We start from the raw sequence: 19,686 nt of genomic DNA on the forward strand, positions 1-19,686 counted from the left end.
CCCAACATCTGCGCCAATCGATCTACCAGCCGGGATACGGCCCACCGTCGCCCGGGATGGCAAATACCGACCCCGGCTGTATGGCGCCATTCTGATCGGCGGGGTTGTACGTAAAAATCGAGCCTGCGGGCTTCGTCAGATCGACCGACAGAATCGGCATGAAGCGGCCCGTGGTCGCCATGTAGTCCTGCTGGATGTACTCTGCCCCGGGCTTGGCGCTTGCTGCCGGGTAAAAGAGCGCCTCGAGAGGTATCTGCACGGGAATGTCTTGCGGCCAGGCAGCGATGATGACTTCGTTGTGTCCTGCGGTTAGCGTCTGACGCAGGTCGACCAGAACACCAAATTGCGCCACGGTCGGTGCCAGACCGCAGGCGATGTTGGAGTTGCTGCCAAACGCCGCTTGCCATTGCGCCGCAGTGTTGATCCCTCTCGCATCACACAACCGATGGTCGCTCGCGACGTTGCAACTGTCCGAGCGGCCCGACGTCGCGGCGTTCTGTGGAAACGCGCAGCGCCATTCGAGCGGATGCGCGGTGGGCGACTGCAACTCCCGCATGACGACGCCCGGCCCGCCGCTGACCGTCGTCGTCATCTTCATATCGATACGCGCGAACGAAAAGGAAACCCCGTTGCGCGATACTGAATTCGGACTCGGGTTCCACGACTTGAAAGTGGTGCCATAGCCCGTCACACGGATGAGTACACCAGAGCAGTTGTAGGCCGGCGTATTGCCGGGACAGGTCATGCGCGTATCAATGTAGCGAGCTTCGAGATTTCTTGCGACCGTGTAGCCCCAGTCGAGCTGATCGCGTTCATCGAAGCCGAATACGGTCGCCAAACCAGCACCAAGCTGCGATCTGAGTATTGGTACCCACTGCCCCGCTCCGTCGAAATATTGCTTCTGATAGCGCAATGCCTGCGCAAGTTGGCCGCCATGCGCGACATCATAGTAAATTGCTTGCACCGCCAGTGTCCCCGGCATGTTGACGTCCCACAGGCTCACACCGACTGCATCGGGATTCGACGGGCAAGGTGGCAGATTTTGGCCCTGAGCGAGCCCGCCGCACGTCAGTTGATACGGCCGTCCATCCCCCGCCGCCGTCGGCCTGTCGGCCAATATGAAGCCGACCGAATCAGGCGGACTTACGGGAGGTAAGTCGGTCCGCGCGTAACTCAGTTCCGCATACCCGGCATCCATCTCCGCCGGACTCAGCCGCCAGAAGCTCGTCCCGGTACCATCACGCGGCGCGGTGCGCAACAGCACGCCCGCACACTCATACACTGGACTGTTGACGAAGCACTTTTTCGCTGTTTTTTGATAGCGCTGGTTGATGAGATACGCCGTGTCGGCGCCGGAAAGCGCGTGAGCGGGCAATGGCAGCAAACATAGCCAGGCGGTGACCACCGTGAGCGTCTGGGTCAGAAAGCGACGGCAGAACATGAGTTACCTCATCAGAAAAAAAGAGATTCGCAAGCATTGGCTGTATTTCATTGTTGTGCGGGCCACGTCGTATCGGACGGTGGCGGCGCGCCAAGTGCGCCATTGAGCTTAAAAGACTGCGCCGTCGGCGATAGACGAACGCCTGCGCACCCTGTGCAGCCCCGACTACGACCTCGATTCGGGGCATCAATCGCCCAGTCGTTTGCAGATACTTTGATTTCCGCTTCCGCTGCTTGACTGCCGTCCGCTTCCCGATTACGTTTCGCCATGGTGGCAGATTGACTGCTGTGTTTGTTACCTTGGAAGGCGGAATTCTCCTGCAATCACCACCGCCTCCCTCCGTTTCCGCTCCTGACTTGCTGCCTACGGGTTTCTTGTTGCTCAACACCTCATTCAAGGCGACAGTAAAAAAGACTCCGCGATCCGCGACTCATTTGCCCTACCCTCGGATTACGTACCACGCGGTTCCCCAGCGTGCGCAGCGCCACGTGGCTGATTCCATCACCACGCTGCGCTGGCGCATCGCTGCATACATCGCGCGCCGGCTCCAGCGATGTCCGTTTTGTTCAGCGGCCAATGCTGATTTATTGACACAGTAATATTAGTAAGATCTCCCTGCGACGCCATATCCCGACGGCGCAGGCACGCTTCCCACTCGCGGGGTCTGCTGATCGTCGGGCCGATACGTGAACGGCTTTCCGGTCGGGGACATCTCATTGACACCCACTATAGGCAGAAAACGGCCCGTGGTCTGCATATAGTCCTGCTGGATGTATTGCGCACCAACAAGAGACGACTTCGTGTAGAAAACGGCTTCGATCGGAATTTGGAGCGGTACATCCTGCGGCCACGGTGCAATGATCAGCTCGTTCCACATCTCTGTTCTGATGGTCTGGGGCGTTGGGAGTGTCCTGCGTGCCTCAATGCTGAGGTTGAACGCTGCCGCGTCCATGCCAAGCGAGCATGACTGGGACCATCCGGTCTGGTTATAGATGGCACGCCACTGGTCGACCGTCGTCACACCCTGCTCTGCACAGGGACGGCTCAGTGGGTTGGTGCGAATACCGCATTTGTCGGCCCTGCCGTCAGTGCCGGCGTCAGTCGGATATATGCAGCGCGCAATGATAGGGGTCTGCGTGGGCGCGCCCAGCTCGCGCATGATCAAGCCCGCACCGCCCTCGTAAGCGACCGCGGTAAAATTCGCATCGGCCCGCATGTACGAGAACGACACGCCATTGAGCCTGATCGCTGTCGGGCTCGGATTCCACGAATGGAATCCCGCGCCGTATCCGGTCACGCGAATGATGACACCGTTGCACATATACGCGGCAGCGTCACCGGGGCAAGGTGCTGTGTCCTGAAAGCGCGCGTTGAGCAGGTCCGCAACGGTGAAGCCACTGTCGAGCTGGTCGGTCTCGTCAAAACCAAATGTGGCACCACTCGCCGGCACGAACGCCATGCGCAGAATCGGCACCCATTGTCCGGTGGCGTCGAAATACTGCTTCTGATAACGCTGCGCCTGGCTCAATTGGCCGCCGTTACCGACGTCGTAAAACAAGGCTTCGATCGGTATCGTCGCAGGCTGCGACGGGTCCCACGCAGCCACCAGGACTGTCGTGGGTTGATTGGAAAACGTCGGCGACACTTGCTCGTGTGCTTCAAGACTCGCTCTGAACTGCGCTGCGACCTGCGCGCTCAGGGAACACTGGCGCTGCACGTCGTTGTCCTCTCCTGCAAAATGTGCGACCCAAGATGCGGCGTCCGTCACACCCTGCGTGCTGCACGAACTCAAGTCCGGCGGATTCCGTGTAGCGCCGCCAGCCAGATCGCAGCCATGACTCCCTGTCGTCGCGCCTGGCTGCACTTCGAATGGATACGCACAACGCACCTCGTATGGCTTACCTTGTCCGACGGCGCTCAAGGCATCCGCCAAAATATAGCCTGCGCTCGACGACAGCGCGTTTGTACTCAGATCACGCCGCACGTAGGCGAACGGCACCGACTGCAAGGCGGTCTCAGTGGCGTCGAGCTGCCAGAAAGTCTGCGCGGAACCGCCCGGCAATGCCCGCATTAGTACCCCAGAGCAAAACCAAGCCGGCTTGTCCACGGCGCACTTTTCGGATGCCTGTTGATAACGTTGATTGACAAGGTACGCAACGTCGGCCCCCGTCAGCGCCAATGTCGGCGTGGCTGACAAGCCCAACCCTGCCGACAAGGCAAGGACGGCGGCATATCGGTGGCCCAAGCCGCGAACGCGGAACAAGATTGCAGAACAAGTGGCTAGCCAACGCATGATGTTTCCCCTAAGGAGTGTCCAACGGTGCTGTCAAGTTGTTCGATGGGCGGGTGAGCGATGGTGATTGGAGGTGGCAAGCGATCGCCTTAAGCACGCATACCGGCGCACGACGCCCTCTCTCAGACCGCAAAGGCCTGGGGTGCCCACCTCGCGTTTGTGTTGAGCATTGCGGTTGTAGCGGCACGCCATGAACAGATTCGCAACCTGCCCGTGAATCAAGGCGAATCGCTGAAGCGCCGCATCACCTTCTTGCGCACCCGTGTGGGCTGGTGGGAATTTTCCGCACGCTTGTTCAGCCCTTTGCGCTACCGATGCTCGACGTTCAGGCCCAGTTCGGTATTTGCCACCGCCACAACCGCACCGCTGACCTTCAAAGTAACGGCTGGCGCGGCCTGCGCCATACGCGCGGCGACAAAGACGTTAGCGGCCGCAGGTGTGCCATTCCATGTGCACCCCGCTAAAAGCCACACTTCGCAGCACTGCGCAGCCCCCCGTTTCTGGTCCGCATGAAACACGTCCCAAGTAAGTTCGCGAAGGAATGCGCCGGTCCCTCTCCCAAGGGGGATTGGGCGCCATTGGCAGCGCAAGCGTTCAACCCGGCATCACGGGGCGATACCAACCACCTGCAGGAAGTCCGCCTCGTTGCGCCCTATGGCGTTGCCCTGCTCCGACGCGCCGTTCAGGTCGTACGCGTAGGCGGTGCCGGCGCCAATCTGCGTGCCCGTCCAGAAGAGGTAGCCCAGCCACCCCATGTAGCCCGCCACCGGCCCCGTGCTTGGGAAGTACCCGCGCCAGAACGATTTCATCTCATCGAGCGTGACAGTGCGCAGCCCTGCGGCGGCGCAGGCGGCCTGTGCGCCGGCGAAGTTCGCCGAGGCGCTCACGAAGAACAATTGCTTCACACCCTTGACAGTGATCGGGTAACTCCGGCCGACGCCGAGACTGTCGGTCGCCGAAATGGTCGCCGTGCCGTTGCCGGTCGCCACCACACGCCCCGTGTTGTCCACGGTAGCAATCGACGCGTCGTCCGTCGCGTACGTGTAGGGCTCTGTCCCGAACTTGGCCTCGCGGGTATAAGAGCCGAAGTCAGGCACCACCAGCGGCGGCTTCTCGGCCACGATGTAGTCCTTGCCGGTAGCGTCGAGCGTTGCCGCGGCCTCGAAGGGCGCACCGATGTATAGCGTGAGATCGCCCGAGGGCTTTGCCGGCGCACCGCCGCGCACCACGGTGTACGAGAGAATGGCCCACTTGTCGATGTTCTGATCGACATGCGCGCGGGGCACCTCGAACACGTAGTCCTGCTGCGGGATGGCACCGACCGTCTTCACATCGGTAAAGGGGGCGGGGGTGCCGCTCGTATTGCGCCACGTGAACGTAATCACATCGCCCTCGGCAATGCCCTGATACGGCTTGACGACCACTTCCACTGTGGGCGTGACCACCTGTTCCGGGTCAAGTGCATCGCCATCGGCGAGCGGCACGATCACTTCGGGCAAGGCACCGACCGGCTCCAATATGCGGAACTTCACCTCGTTCGAGCGAATGGAATCGCCGCCCGACGCCGGAATCACGGTCGTTCGCATCGACACTTCACGCCCCGAGAACATTGCCAACACTTCGCGTGGAATCGTGAACGCGACCGGCTGTCCAATCTCAGCCTGCGTGGCGATCTGCTTGCCGTCCTCCCATTCGCCGCCGTTGATGTCGATGAACACCACGTCGTAGTGGGCCATGCCCTCGTATGCCGCCACCGTGGCGGGCGCACCGCCCGCCGGCACGTTCTCCAGATTTAGCACCCCGTTTTGCACACCCTCGACTGCCGGGGGATCGACGAGCCCTGGCTCACCCGCCTGCTCACCGACCTCCAGCATGATATGGATGGAGCCGTCGTTGCTGCCATTCGCGCGGGCGGCCTCGTAGTACACCTCAACCGTCGTCCGGTTGTTGGCGGCGATGTATTGACCATCGACATAGAACCGGATCACGCGCCCCTGATTGGTTGACGTCACCCGGAAGCTGTCGTTAGTCGAACTCGCGGGGTCCTTGCCGACCCAGTACATCGTCACCACGTCGTTCGGGGCTTTGCCTGCATAGAGCGGCACGACAACGGTCCCCTGATCGAGCGTCGGGTCCAGTTTGTTGCCGACGGACTCCTCGACGGTCGGCTCTTCGAGCGTCGCCGCGGCGTCTCGCCTGCTGCCCGAGTCTTGATCCAGATACATGGTTGTGCTCCGGTAATGTCGTCTGCGTTTGCCGATGGAGAGCTTCAGCGGCGCCGAGTTGCGAATGGTGCCACCGCTTCCTGGCTGAATCACGTAGTCAACGTCCACGTGGCAACCCGCAGCTGCCGCAACGGCGTCCTTCGGAACCCAAAGGACAATGTCCTTGCCAGCCCAGCCCTCGGTCACATTAAACTCGGCCGATGCTTCGTTCGGCCCGCGTACGTCGAATCGCAGCGTGATGAAGTCCCCCTCGACCATGCCTTGGTACGCGCGGACCACGAAGCATGCGCCATGCACGTCGAGCTGCACACCGTCGAGCACGCCCCCGGTGGCATCAAGGCAATCCGGCGGGGGGGCGCCGGCATCGCTGCCGCCGGCCTCCCCTCCCTTGCCGTGGCTGTCATTCACGCCGTTCACTTCCGCGCCCGTCACAGATGCCGCGCCGCCAATGCTCGGCCGCGCACCGCCGCCGTCGCCTCGTAGGTCAGGCCGGTATCGAGAATCGGCTTGACCAACGAGCTGTCGCCGCCGCCAGCAGGCACGCCCCAGGTTACGACACCGCCCGTGCCCAGAATCGCCACGAACACCTCAGTATTGGCATAAAGCGCGCGCACGTCGACCAGGAGCGGGGCGACCGTGGCAGTATTGCCGCCCAACTGCTGGTCGCCCCAGGCGACGACCGTGCCGTTCTTGCGAAGCGCCGCGAAGGCGCCGCCCGTGCCGGTCACCTGCACGATGTCGTTGAGCACGGCGATGTCGAGGGGCACCGTGCCCCCCTGATTCGCGTTGCCCCACGCCACCACACTGCCGTTGCTGCGCCGTGCACAGAACGCCCCCCACGTCGCCGTGACCTCCTCGATGTCGGTCAGTGCCTCGATTTCGGCCGGTACGGTCGCCCCATGGGTGGCGTTGCCCCATGCCAGCACCTGCTTGCCTTCAGTGCACACGGCAAAGGCCCGCGCACTTGCGCTCGCCAGTTCGAGGATGTCGGCACGTGCGGCAATGATGGCGGGCACTTCGCCCCCATCGGCCGCCGCCCCCCAGGCGACAACGGTCTTGTTCTTGCGCCGTGCTGTGAACGCCGTGAAGTTACCGCGCACCTCGGCGATATCGGTGAGCGCTGCGATCTCGGGCGGAACGATAGCCGCCGAAACGCCCGTCGTGGGCGCCCCCCACGCCACCACCGCACCGTTGTCCCGCAGCGCCGCAAACGCTGTCCCCGTCGCCCACACCGATCTGATGTCGGTCAGGCCGGCGATATCGGTGGGCACAGTCCCGCCAGAAGCCGCCGTGCCCCACGCCAGCACCTGCCCGTTGGCGCGCACCAGCGCGAACGCCATGCTGTTGCCGATGATGCGCACCGCGTCGATGACCGAGAACCCGTCGGGCAGCGCCCCGCCTTGCGCGGTGTTGCCCCACACCGCAATCCGGCCGTTAGTGCGCCGCACGGCGAACGCGCTTTGCGTCGCGCTCACCTCGACAACGTCGTCATACGTGATGATTGTCGGCGGTACGCTGCCGCCGTAGGCCGCCACGCCCCAGCCGATGACGTTGCCTCGGTTCAGGTGGGCAACCAGCGCAGACGCGCCACGCGTTGCCGCGTCGGTGCCCGATCCCGAAATGTTCGCCGGATTGAGCGTGACGCTGTCGTCTTGCGAACGCACCTTGAGCGGCATCCACGGGCGCGTGTCCTTGAAGCTGTGGGCGAGCTTCCAGTCGGTCTCGTCTTCGTAGCGCCACTGCGCGTTCAGGTTCTGTAACGTGGTCTTCTGGAACGCGCTCAGATATTGCGACATGCTCGACGCTCGGTAGATGCTGCTGTTGTTGCGCGCACCGAACACGAGCAGCTCGCCGCTGCCGGGCACGGAGATCACGTCGAACACCGCAGGCGGCGCAATTTCGTCGGGGGCCCCATTTGTGCGCTTGATCGTGTATTCGAGCGACACCGAATGATTAACGTTGGCCTGTACCGTGGTGAGCGGCACCACGATCTCAAGCGGACCGCCGGCCTCCTCCGGTTTGACGGTAACGGTCCTCGAGAACGTACCGTCACCGGGCTGGCCACGCCAATAGAAGATCACCTGATCGTTGGCACGGAACTTGGCCGATGCGCCCAGTTCCACGTGTGCGCCGTTCGGGCAGTCGTCGGGGTTAAGCTTGTCGCCCTTGGCCTCGTCGATGGTCGCCTGCGGGGGCTCGACCTGACGCACCGTCAGCTCGAGCGCCGAGCTCAGCACGATAGGCGTCCCCCCCCGGGTGACTTCATAGTGCACGTCAACGCCCTTTTCAGACGACACGACGACGATGGCAAGCGGCACATGAAAGCTGACCGGGTTGCCGACATCAATCGATTTGACGAGATAGGGATCACTCGTGAAGTCGCCAAGACCGTTCTCGCTCGTCCAGTACACGACAATGCTGTCGCCCTGACGCATACCGGCATATGACGGCACGATCACTTCGAGTCCAGTGGACGGATCGATGTCGCGCGGGTCGACCTGCCCGTTGCTCGACGCCGGCACCGACGGCGGGTCGGCCTTCGCCGACTCGCGCTTGACTTCCAGCGTGAGCCGTTTTGACGGTTGCCACGTGGCGTCGGGCAACTCCTTCTCGTAGTACAGCTCCACCGTTCGGTCGATGAACGGCGTGATCTTGTTGGCGGGAATGCGAATCGGGTACGGTTCCGTCAGATACTTCTGGGTAATGTCGATGCCCCACTCGGCGCCGGTCGGCGGCCCGCCGCCCCACACCACGAGGACATAGTCACCGTCCTCGATGCCGGTGTACGGGCCAATGAGCGCCTGTGCGCCGTTGGGCACGAGATCCGGATTGAGCACGCCGCCCGTCGCCTCGGCCACCACCGGCGTCTCGAGCAAATCGTCGTCTTCCACGTCGCCGATACGCAGCGTGAAGACGTTCGACGGCTGCGTCTGTCCGTCACGCAACACGTCGTAGCTGATCGGGACCTTCTTGTCGAGGTACGGTTCGAGATTCTCCGGCGGGATCGGGAACGTGATCTCGCGCACCGCGCGTACGGTGATCTTGTCGGTGTAGTAACCGGGATCGCCCGATACCCCCCAGAACAGGTGAATCTCATCGCCGATCGCCATGCCGTCGTAGACGGGAATGCGCACACGCGCGCCGAACTCGATGTATTCCGGATCGAGATGGTCACCGTCGGCCTCGTCGACCGAAGGGGCCTTGAGCTTCACCTCTTCGCGCACGCCGATGAAGAGCGGCAGCGGATCGGAATTGATGATTGTGCCGCCGTTGCCGGGTTCGACGACGTAGTCCACATCGACGTCGTTGCCCAGCGCCGCCTGCACTTTCGCTTTTGAGATGATTAGGCTGATCGGTTTCCCCACCCAGTTGCTCGAGACGTCAAAATCCGCAGTCGCTTCATTCGGTCCACCTTGGTCGAACCGGAGTGTGATGTAGTCTCCATCGTCCATGCCGGCGTAGGGGGCAACGACGAACGTCGCGCCGCGCACCGGCAGATCGTCGGGATTAAGCGCGCCATTCACAGCCTCGTTGCTAATTGGCGGATCCGCGTTCACCAGCGCGGCGTTGCGACCTGACGTGGTGCCCGCCGCACGTGTTTTCGCGGTGGCCGGCTGTTCAAGGGTTGTATCTTGCTGAGCCATTAGAGTCTCCACATCAATAGGACATCAGTAAAAGTCGCACGCCGTGTGCCCGGCTCGTCGCCGGCTCGCACGCCACGGTGGGAAGTCAATCGCTCGAACTGTTACGACACCCGCTCGGTGTATGTCAGGCCAGTGTCAAGAACGGGCGCCGCCGCCGTACTCGTGCCGCCGCCAGCTGCCTCCCCCCAAGAAACAATGCCGCCGTTCGCAAGTACCGCGGCGAACGCGCCCGCATTACCGTAAATGGCACGCACGTCGAGCAACGTGTCGTGTACCGCCGTCACGTCGCCGCCTCGCGCCGCGTTGCCCCACGCCACCACGCTGCCATCGCTGCGCAACGCCGCGAACGCCGACGACGTTGCCGAAACCTGCACAATGTCGCGCAGTGCGGCAATCGTCATCGGAACCACGCCCCCGTTCGCTGCGCCTCCCCACGCCACGACACTGCCGTTGCGGCGGCGCGCGCAGAATGCGTCAGCCGTGGCAACGACTTCTTCAATATCGGTCTGTTCGGAAATTTCTGGCGGCACCGTTGCGCCGATCGCGGCGTCTCCCCACGCAAGCACCTGTGCCCCCGACGTCAGCACACACACAGCGCCGGCCGTGGCCGCAGCCAACTCTACAATGTCGCGTCGAGCCGCAATACGGTCGGGCACCACGCCGCCCGATTCTGCCGCCCCCCATGCCACCACGCTGCCATTGCCACGACGTGCGGCAAACGCCGTCAGCGTGCAAATGACATCTTCGATGTCAGTGAGCTCACCGATGTCGGCCGGCACCTGCGCCCCCGTGCCGGCGCTTCCCCAGGCCACGACCTGTCCGGTTGAGCGCAGGCCCGCAAACGATGCACTGCTCGCGTACAAATTGACTAGGTCGCGCAACGCCGCGATGTTCGCGGGCACCGTCGCGCCAGCATCCTCCGCGCCCCACGCCGACACGGCGCCACTCGCGCGCAGCAGCGCAAAGGCCGTGCCGTTGCCAACAATGCACCGAGCGTCGGTGACAGTCGCGGCGGTGGCATAAGTGCCACCCTGCGCCTCGTTGCCCCATACCGCCACGCGTCCGTCGTGACGGCGCACGGCAAAAGCGCTTTGCGTTGCGCTCAGCTCTGCGACATCGTCATAGGTGATAAGCGTGGGCGGTATGTTGGCGCCGTATGCGGCGTCGCCCCAGCCGATCGGGTTGCCTCGATCGAGTCGTGCGACGAACGCGGCGTTGGCCGGGGTGCCCGGCGCGGCCGTGTCGGTGCCGGTGAAGGCCACGTTGGCCGGCCGTACGACTACCCAGTCGCCCAGCGCGCGCACTCTGAGTGCGGCCCAGGGACGCGTGTCGCGAAACGACTCGGCCGTAGTCCACAGGGCGGCATCGTCGTAGCGCCATTGCGCCGCAACCCGCCGACGTGTCGTCGTATCGAACGCGCTCAGCCGGCGCGGTAGACGTGACGCGCGTGTGATCGTGCCGATGTAACGCGCCCCCATGACGGTGAGCGCACCGTTGCCGGGCGCGCGCGCCAATGTCAGATAGGTCACCGGGGATGTCGTCGTCGCCGTCGCGCCCGTCCTGCGCAGCTTCCAGCTCACGGCAACGGCCGCGGCACTCGCCGACGCTCCAGCGGCAACGACACTCGCCGGCACGCGGATGAGAAGATCCCGCCCGACGTCGACCAAGCTCACGACACGCCTCACGTTAGTATTCGTTGCGGCCGATGCACTGCGCCACGTCACGGTCACTTCATCACGTTCGCGCAAGGCGGCCGACGCCGGAATACGCACCACCGCACCGCTCGCGCAATCGTCGGGGTCGAGCTTGCCATCCCGCACGCCGTCGACGCTTGCCTGCGGCAAGGGTGGTGCAGACGACTGCGCGCGCCCGATACGCACACGGCGAACGGCCGACCGTTTGACGTTGCCATCGTCAAGCGCTACTTCGTAGTAGATCGGCACGGTCATGTCGCGCCATGCCGTGAGCAGCGCATGCGATACATGTAACGGATAAGGCTGCGTGACGTAACGATCCGTGACATCGCATATCCATGCGTACGAGCCGGGCGCGTCCACTTCACCCCAGTAGACATGCACCCGATCGCCGGAGCGAATGCTCGCGTAAGGCCCGAATTCCAGCACCGCGCCGCGCGTGGACTGATCGGGATCGAGCGCGCCGTCGACAGCTTGCTTGATCAACGGCGCCACAAGCGTGCCCGGGTCGACGTCGTCATCGCCGGTCCCTTCGTCGCCAGTGCCCACGCGCACAACAACCACCTGCGATTGCTCGGTTACGCCGTTGCGCAGCACGACATAGCGTACCGCTACGCTCTGGCCCACGCAGGCGCGCACCGATTCGCCCGGCACGAGCAGCACGGTCTCGCGTACCGCCGGAATGTCGATACGGTCACGAAAGTGCCCCTCGTTCGGCGTTTCATCCCATTCGAGCCAGACCGCGTCGCCCGCCGTCATGCCGCGATACAAGGGAATGGCAATACGCACGTCGATCACGTCGTCGCCGAGATCGTCCGAATCGATGCTATCAGCGCCGCTCGTCACATTGAGATAACCCGCCACCGCATCGATGACGCGCGGGGCCGCGAGCAGCACGTCGGCGCCAATCCAGAGATCAAGCGCATCGGAGAGCACCGTGCCTCCGCCGGCCGCGGGCTCGATGCCGTAGCGCACCGACGCCCACTTGCCCGTCGCGGCCTGCAACGCCGCACGCTGGATTCGCAACGTGATCGGCCGCCCGACCCATGCCTGCCCGATGTCGACGTGCACCTCACCTTGCGAATTTCCGCCGTAGTCGAAGTAAAGCGTGACGCGGTCGCCATCGGCCATGCCCGCATATGGCGGGATGGTGAACGTCGCCCCGTGGGCATCGAGCGACGACGGGTCGAGCCCGCGCCCGACGACCTGTTTGCACACCACCCGCGCCGGGGCGGCCGCCAGCGGCGGCATGCCCGGGCTACGTGCGGTGGCGGACGTGGCGTCAAGCGTCTGCATTGCCAGATTTTTCGCCACGATAGTCTCCGCTCAGCCTGCCATCGCCAGAATGGCCCGTCCTTTTTCGCTCGAATACGACAGGCCACCTGCGGTCGCCTGATAGAACAGGTTGGCGTCGAGAATCGTTCTGACGGAACTGCTGTCGCCTCCGCTGGCAGCGATACCCCACGTCACCGCACCGCCTGCGGCCTTGAGTGCGACAAATGCCTGACTGTTCGAGTACACCGCGTGGATGTTGACGAGTTGCCCGACCACCGACGACGAATCGCCGCCGGCAGCCGCTAACCCCCATGTCACAACCGTGCCGTTGCGGCGCAACGCCGCAAACGCCGCCCCCGTGCCCACAACCTGCACAATGTCGGTGAGCACCGCGATATTGCCAGGCACTGTTCCACCTCGCGTGGTATCGCCCCACGCCACTACCGACCCGTTGCCGCGCCGCGCGCAGAATGCGCCCCACGTCGCGGTCACTTCCTCGATGTCAGTCAATGCGGCGATGTCGGCGGGTACCGTGCCACCATGGTTCGCGTTTCCCCATGCAAGCACCTGCCCGCCTTGCGTACGCACCGCAAATGCGCGGGCCGACGAGCTTGCCAGTTCAATGATGTCGGTACGCGCGGCGATGACGCCGGGTACCGTGCCACCATCGGCCGCAGTGCCCCACGCCACCACGGTACTGTTGGCACGCAACGCGACGAACGCCGTGTAATTGCCTCGTACGTCAGAGATGTCGGTCAGCGCCTTGATGGCATCTGGCACGTTGCCGCCGCTGGCCGCCGTTCCCCACGCCACCACCTGACGATTGCGCCGCAACGCACAGAACGCCGTGCCCGACGTCGCGACGAACGCCACGTCAGCCAGCCCTTGCGCCTCGGTCGACAAGGTGCCGCCGGCCGCCGCCGTTCCCCAAGCCGTAAGATAGCCGTTGCCGCGCACTGCAACGAATGCCGAACCGTTGCCTTGGATACGCACGGCGTCGACGATGCTCCCCCCGCCATCGGGAATCGCCCCACCCTGCGCGGTATTGCCCCAGACTGCCACACGCCCGTTGGTGCGCCGCACCGCAAAGGCACTTTGTGTCGATGAGACTTCCTCAACATCTGTGTACGTGATGATCGTGGGCGGCACGTCTCCCCCATAAGCTGGAACGCCCCAACCGATCACATTCTTCCGTGCGAGCAGCGCAACGACTGCCGCCACGCCCGTTGTGCCTACGCTGTCGGCCCCCGACCCGACGATATTCGCGGCGTTAATGGTGATCTGATGTGTCTGTGAGCGCACACGCAGCGCCACCCACGGTCGGGTGTCCTTGAAGCTCACGCCCGTCGTCCACGTGGGCTCGTCCTCATAGCGCCACTCGGCCAGCAGGTCGGCACGCGTGGTGCGGTTGAGCGCCCTCAGGTACTGTGCGGCGCCCGACGCCCGGTAGATGCTGCCGTTGTAACGTGCACCCATGACGAGCAGATCGCCGCTGCCGAGCTCGCGTCGCACATCGTAGATGTTGTGGCCGGAGTACTCGGGCGGCCCGCCGGCGGCGCGCGTGACCGAGTAGGTCAGCGTGACAGTGCCACCGTTGTTCGCCTCGACCACCGACTTGGGCACGGTGATGTTGACGATGCCACCTTCTTCGGCCGCTGACACGGTGTGCGGGTATGTCCCCGAACCGCCACCGGGCGCGCCAGCCCACGTGAGCAGAATCTGATCGTTGCGCTTGAACAACGCACTCGCCGCGAGCATGACCGTCGCGCCCCCGGCGGGCACGTCGTCCGGGTCCAGCGTCTGGCCGTTGGCCTGCGTGATGACAGGCAACGGCAGGTCAGACTGCCTGATCGCGAATTCAAGCGCATCGCCCGTGCCAATCAACGTGCCGCCACGCAGCAACTCGTACCAGGCATCAACGCCGCCATTCACGCCAGCATGAACATTCGCCGCCGGCACGGTGAACGACACTGGGTTCTGCGAACTGCCGACGAGTTCATCACTTGTGTAGCTACCCGCCGGAATTGTGCAATCCCAGTGCAGTCGAATCGTGTCGCCCTGTTGCATACCGGTCTGCCGGTCGACGAGCACCTCTGCGCCTTGCGCCACATCACGCGGATCGAGCACGCCGTTGTTGACGGCCGGCACGCGCGGCGCGGCGAGCTGCAGCGACTCGCGCTGCACCCGGACCGAGTAGACCTCCGATTCGCGAACCGGCGGCTGACCGGTGTCAACCGTGTAGACGAGCTCGACGTTCCGACCTTCGAACGGCGTGATGTTGGCAAGCGGAATGTCTCGCAGGATCGGACGGCCCACCATATTGCCCGTCACATCGATGAACCATTCCAGACCACCGCTACCAGGGCCGCCCCCCCAGGTCAGGTGGATGTAGTCGCCACTGGCCATGCCGTCGTAGACTGGAATTCTTGCCGTCGCCTTGGTCGTGAGCTTCGACGGATCGAGAATGCCGTTCACGGCTTCGACCACGCTCGCCGCCTCGAGCATCGGCAATTCTGCCGCGCCGATGCGCAAAGAAAAGATTTCCGACGGATACTGCTGCACACCACGCTCGATCCGGTACCAGATCGGCACTGTGCGCCCGATCCATGGGGCGACGTCAGCCGGCGTGAGCAGAAAGGTGTAATTGCGTACCGTGGTGATCGTGATGCTGTCAGTGTAGAAACCGACATCGCCAGGGTTGCCCCAGTGCATGACGATCCGGTCCCCGCTTTGCATCTGTGAGTAACTGAATACGCGTGTCGTCGCCCCCAGCCTGGCGAGTTCGGGGTCGAGATAGTCTCCCTGAGCCTCGTCCACGCCGGGGGCGGGCCACTTCGCAACCGTGCGGACGTTGAGTGTAAGGTTTTCAGAGTTCTGGGTCGTGTTGTCGTACCGCTCCACGGTGTAGTTGACAATCACCTGTGAGCCCAGGTGGAACTGCACCTTCGCCTTCGGCACGCGCATCACAATGTCCTTACCGACCATGTTCTGCGTAACGTCGAATGACTGAATGTGTTCGCCCGCACCGCTGCCGGGCGCGAACCTGACTGTCACATAATCACCGTCGTGCATGCCGTCGTAAGGTTTCACCCGCACCGTGGCGCCGGCGGCCGGCAACGGCTCGGGGTCGAGCACCCCGCCCGACGCCTCGTCAACGCTTGGCTCGGGCAGCATCACCGGCTTTCCGACCACCGTCAGCGGCAGCCGCGCCGACTCCCGCGCCAGCAATACCGCCTGCGCCCCGCTGGCGTTGCTGACCAGGTAATACACCTCCACCTGGCCACCCGCCAGCACCGCGATCTGCGTCGGCCCAGGTACTCGGAACTCCACCGGACGGCCCACCGCCCCACCGCTCACCGGGAAGGTGTCCCGGTAATCGGTCGGGGTGCCATCCGCCTTGGTGCCTGCCCACACCAGCGTTACCACATCGCCAGCCGCCATCCCCAGGTAGGGCTCGATGTCCACCGTCGCCTCCACCACGTCCGCGTCAAGCTGGCCGTCCTGTGCCTCCCTGACCGCCGGCGCCGGCAACGGCACCACCTCGCCCACCACCGTCACGGTGGTGCGCTTGGAGCGCAACTCCCCTCCGCCGCTGCCCTTGCGCAGCACGTACGACACGCGAGCGCTCCCTTGCGCGATCGCGGCTACCTTCGCGTATGGAATCAGGAACTCCTCGATCTTCTGCGCTGTGACCTCTCGGCTTGCCGTGTGCTCCACGCTTGCGCCATTGGCCGTGCGCCCCGCCCATGTCAGCATGATCGTGTCGCCCACGACGAAGTCGCTGCCCAGTGCCGCCACCTGCACCGTCGCATCCTGCCCCGCCAGTCCCGCCAAGTCCAGTTCGCCATTCTCGTCGGCCTCCTTGACCACCGGCGCCAACAGCGGCGCATTGCCCGCCACGACCTCCACCACGGTCTCCAGCGACCAATGGCTTTTATCCGTGGTGTTGGCCGCCGCGTCAATCAACCAGTACTCCAGCACGATCGGCCCATCCCCCGCGGCCAGGATCTCGCCCTCGGACACATGGATCACCACCGCCTGCCCCACCTCGCTCAACCGCACCAGGTGCACTTGGCGCTGGCCGCCCCAGCTGAAGTCAATGCGGTCGTACTCGGCCATGTTCTCGTAGGGGTCGATCGTCACGTCCACCCCGAGCTTGGCGCGATCAGCATCCACGCCGTCCTGCGCCACATCGTCCGGCACGCCCGGCGCGGCCAGATTCTCATGGCGCGGCGTGCTCGGTATCGGGTCATACCCGCCCGGTCGTTCCAGCTTGACCCAGATGTCCCGCGGGTCGCTGTCCGTATCCAGGTCGCTGACACGCCGGATCCGATAGAACGGTTCGAACCGTCCATCTCTGAAACGCTCCTCCCGTAAATTCAGCCCCAGCCGCTGGTTCAGGTTGTCATTGGTCACCTCCACACTGTCAAACGGCACGCCCGTGTCGTCCCAGTGCACCTCGACCAGGTCGCCGATCGCCATGGCGTCGTACGCTTCCACGAACACCTTGAGCCCGTCATTGATGGCGCTTATGCCCACTGCATACAACAGCGAGGCCGGGTCGTCGTACGGCACCGGCACCGCATCCGGGATATACAGCGGAATCAACGCGTGCACCTGCTCCGCAGCATGCTCCAGGCCCACCGTGCCAGATTCCATGTACAGGGTCTTCATCGGTTATGTCCATTAAAAACGGCGCGCCTCGATCGGAATGTCAGCACGAGTCGCGCTGGATGCCACGCTTACGCACCGGTTGACTTTTCACCTCAATAAGGCCGATGCAGCTACGCCAATCCGGACAATCATCGAATTCGCGCACACGCCGCAGCCGGGGGGCTCACTGAGACGCCCCCGCCAGCTATCCTGACTCATCGGGCACTATGGTTGACCCAGTTCGACCTTCACCACCGCAGGCTCGATCGACGTGAAGGTGTCACCGTCCTGCTCAACCGTATAGGTCACGCGGCCCGAACCCTGTTTGCTAGGGACGCCTGAGATCGGCTCAATCTTGTCCGCATAGGGCACCACGAAATCCACTCCGTTCGCCAATTCCGGTGCCCCTACTGTTACCGGAAAGCTATAGTCGGTGCCCGTAATCTCCGAGCCCGGCGCAGCGTTGGTGGTGGAAAATGCTTGCCAAAATAACGTTACCTCATCGCCTTCCTTCATGAGCTCGTACACATTCACCTTCACCTTGCCGCCATTGATCACTTGCGCGGGCAACCACCAGCCTCTGTCCGAAGCCTCGGGGAATACCGCCTTCTGCAAGCCCAAGTCGCCGCCTGGCCCGGTCAGCTTCACTTTCACCGAGCGCGCTGGCGCCAACACTGGGTTCGGCGTTGGCGCGGTGGATGGACGGCTGAGCGTGTAGTACACCGGAAAGGCTGGATTATTGGCCGTCGCATTTACGATTGCTTTGTCCACCGTGAAGTCCGGAAACGCCTGATTGTCGATGTCGTCCTGATCTACGGTATGTTCGCCGATCGTGACCACAGGAAGCGGTGCCTGCCCCCAATAGAGGGTGATGATGGTGCCGAGCACTGGCAGGTCGGGCAGCCCGCCTGGATCACCTATCCGCTCGTAATAGGGCACCGTCACCGTTGCATCCTGCCCTCGATCGGGCTGCAGCAATTCGTTGTTTGGCGACGTGCCGCTGCCACCTATGACCGTCACTGGGTCAAGCGCGCCATTCTCCGGGTCTGTCGGATCTGGATCCACCGGTGCCACCGTATCCACGTCCACGTTCACTGTCGTCGAAGCTGGCCCATAACGCTTGTTGCCCCGCTGGACCTCATAGCTGACGTTGATGGCGGTTCCAGAGCCTGTCGCGAGTATGGTCTGGCGTGGCACATCCACCGCCACCGGGAAAACGCCGGGCACTACTGGTACCGGCGTCAGCGGGGTAGCGCCCCACACTGCCAGCACCAGATCACCCGGTTCGACATTGTCATATGCGTCGACTTCAATCGCCACGCCCGCATCGGCATCCACCAAGTCGATCAGACCGTCCGCAGCCAATGGCACCCGCGGCGTCTTCAGATTCGCCGGCACTGGCTTGAGCAGCACGTTTACATTCGATGGAATCGAACGTTCGCCATCAAAGCCTGCCCGACTCGTCAAATGGTAGATTGCCGTTCTGGTGCCTTCCCCGGTTGCCCGGATCAGTTCGCCCGGGATCGGTACTGGCACCTCCCTGTTAGTCACGTGTTCGGGCGTCACTTCTATCTCTTGCAATAGCTGCGTCATCCATTGGGGATGAACCGTTTGCCCTACCTCCATGTCTCCCCAATCGGGTACCGTCGCAATCACTTCGTCGCCGTTCGCATCCAAGTATTCCAGAGTGATACCGTCGCGCACCACGTCCGGCGGAAACACCATTGCATCGGGAATATTGCCCTGATGCGGCGGCCGGCGGTCGATCTTGACTCTCGTCTCGTCTGACGGCGAGGGCTGGCCGGAGTCAGCTTCGACTATGTACTTTAGTACGAAGGTCCCGTCGGTCGACAGCTTGTCGACAGGGATTGTGTGCTCGATAGGGAAGACCTGATTGTCTGGGTCCGTAACCGTGTATGTGTAGACGATCTCTTCCCGCCATGACACCGTCAGCACATCGTCGAGCAGCACCCTGTCCCATCGCGGCACCTGCACGCGCATCCCGGCAATCAACACGTCCTTGGGCAACAAGTTGTCGTCGCCCAAGGCGTCCGGCACGGTCGGCGCTCCCAACGCTAGCGGTGCCCGGGCCTTCATTCGCTGGTAGCGTACTAAGCGTATGCTGCGTTGCAACGCGCGGGCTTGTTCCGCAGTAATGCGCGACGTCGTCATGACCTTCTCCCAAAGAGATATCCGAAGGGCTGTCTGAAGGGAGCTGACGACGCGGTATCGCGGTCTCCCACGCCCCCAATTGAGACAGCTCGTTAATGCGAGCCACATCTTCTGGTTTCCTTTGCCGGAATGATTCCCGGGTCAGTGACCAGCGAGTCCACTTATCTCCTTTCCAAAATTCCCGGCGCCACCTCTCACTGGCTTTATCATTACGTACTCCCAAACAATTTCATGACCCATCATCCGATAAAAAAAGTTATGCGATCAACCGGCGCGCAAACTTCCCGGC

The 19,686-nt window shown here is 63.3% G+C and carries 7 protein-coding genes and 2 pseudogenes; 1 reads left to right on the plus strand and 8 read right to left on the minus strand.

What is annotated here, in order from left to right:
- Nucleotides 1–22: 22 nt before the first annotated feature.
- Nucleotides 23–1,441 (minus strand): hypothetical protein, encoded by a 1,419-nt coding sequence (locus AQ610_RS36565; RefSeq protein ID WP_009917408.1) that lies wholly within the window; start codon nt 1,439–1,441, stop codon nt 23–25.
- Between the two features lie 355 nt (nt 1,442–1,796).
- Between AQ610_RS36565 and AQ610_RS36570 the strand changes: the two are divergent.
- Nucleotides 1,797–1,937 (plus strand): annotated as a pseudogene (locus tag AQ610_RS36570) (IS701 family transposase); the annotation flags it as partial.
- 105 nt (nt 1,938–2,042) lie between these two features.
- On the opposite strand, the gene AQ610_RS28270 reads toward AQ610_RS36570, so the two are convergent.
- The 7 genes and pseudogenes from AQ610_RS28270 to AQ610_RS28295 form a co-directional block, all read right to left on the minus strand.
- Nucleotides 2,043–3,734: a hypothetical protein gene (locus tag AQ610_RS28270; protein ID WP_006029827.1), complete on the minus strand. Its 1,692-nt coding sequence runs from the start codon at nt 3,732–3,734 to the stop codon at nt 2,043–2,045.
- Nucleotides 3,735–3,887: 153 nt separating this feature from the next.
- Nucleotides 3,888–4,087: pseudogene (locus AQ610_RS38530) on the minus strand (IS6 family transposase); the annotation flags it as partial.
- Between the two features lie 252 nt (nt 4,088–4,339).
- A complete protein-coding gene (locus AQ610_RS28275) occupies nt 4,340–6,367 on the minus strand; it encodes an immunoglobulin-like domain-containing protein (RefSeq protein WP_144411871.1) in 2,028 nt (675 codons plus the stop codon).
- 20 nt (nt 6,368–6,387) lie between these two features.
- A complete protein-coding gene (locus tag AQ610_RS28280) occupies nt 6,388–9,603 on the minus strand; it encodes an RCC1 domain-containing protein (protein ID WP_144411870.1) in 3,216 nt (1,071 codons plus the stop codon).
- A gap of 101 nt (nt 9,604–9,704) precedes the next feature.
- On the minus strand, nt 9,705–12,611 hold the full coding sequence (locus AQ610_RS28285; protein WP_231749005.1) for an RCC1 domain-containing protein: 2,907 nt from the start codon (nt 12,609–12,611) through the stop codon (nt 9,705–9,707).
- Nucleotides 12,612–12,623: 12 nt separating this feature from the next.
- The gene (locus tag AQ610_RS28290; protein ID WP_006029831.1) at nt 12,624–17,246 is read right to left on the minus strand and encodes an RCC1 domain-containing protein; all 4,623 of its coding nucleotides are present in this window, start codon (nt 17,244–17,246) and stop codon (nt 12,624–12,626) included.
- 204 nt (nt 17,247–17,450) lie between these two features.
- Nucleotides 17,451–19,397, minus strand: coding sequence for a hypothetical protein (locus AQ610_RS28295; protein WP_099975922.1), 1,947 nt, complete (start codon nt 19,395–19,397; stop codon nt 17,451–17,453).
- Nucleotides 19,398–19,686 lie beyond the last annotated feature (289 nt).

Source organism: Burkholderia humptydooensis (genome assembly GCF_001513745.1).
Lineage (GTDB): Bacteria > Pseudomonadota > Gammaproteobacteria > Burkholderiales > Burkholderiaceae > Burkholderia > Burkholderia humptydooensis.